Raw genomic sequence first — 546 nt, forward strand, 5'->3', positions numbered from 1 at the left:
CGGCACTTTAATTCCCCCACCAATCCATAAAGACTGGACCAATAAGCGTTCGCCCAAAGTGCCCTTATGATCAAATAACTTGAAATATCCCATTACTGCAATATCCCCCAAACCGGTCTTGTTGCCATTTCCGGTCTGACTTTCCCGTCTGTTAAAATTGTAAGGGACAAAAGCCAGCACTCTAAACCTGGTTCCAAAATTCCAGCCGCCCCAAAGCTCTGCACTTTGGTAAGTTTCATCAGCTGTAATCGGGGTACGTTCGCCCATTGGCCCCAAATGGGTATGCAAGCTTTTATACTGGTAGCGCATCCCTAGAAAACGCTTATTGTATTCTGGCAAAATGCCCAAATAATAGCTTCCAACGCCACAGCCACAAATGTCACATGCACGTGTAGCAGTTATGCTAATCATGAACAGGACTAGCGCAATCATTATTTTCTTCTTCATATCTATTGTTCTGATAACATTTTATTATTGATGAACTCCGTATCATTCAAGGTGTTCAGGAATGCAGTGAGTTTCGCTTTCTGATCGTCATTTAACCCG

Annotated in this window: 1 pseudogene; it reads right to left on the reverse strand. The window is 43.2% G+C overall.

Going from position 1 to position 546, the window contains the following annotated elements:
• Positions 1-447: pseudogene (locus IM797_RS28220) on the reverse strand (transporter); the annotation flags it as partial.
• Positions 448-546 lie beyond the last annotated feature (99 nt).

The sequence above is a fragment of the Pedobacter sp. MC2016-24 genome, assembly GCF_015223055.1.
Taxonomy (GTDB): Bacteria; Bacteroidota; Bacteroidia; order Sphingobacteriales; family Sphingobacteriaceae; genus Pedobacter.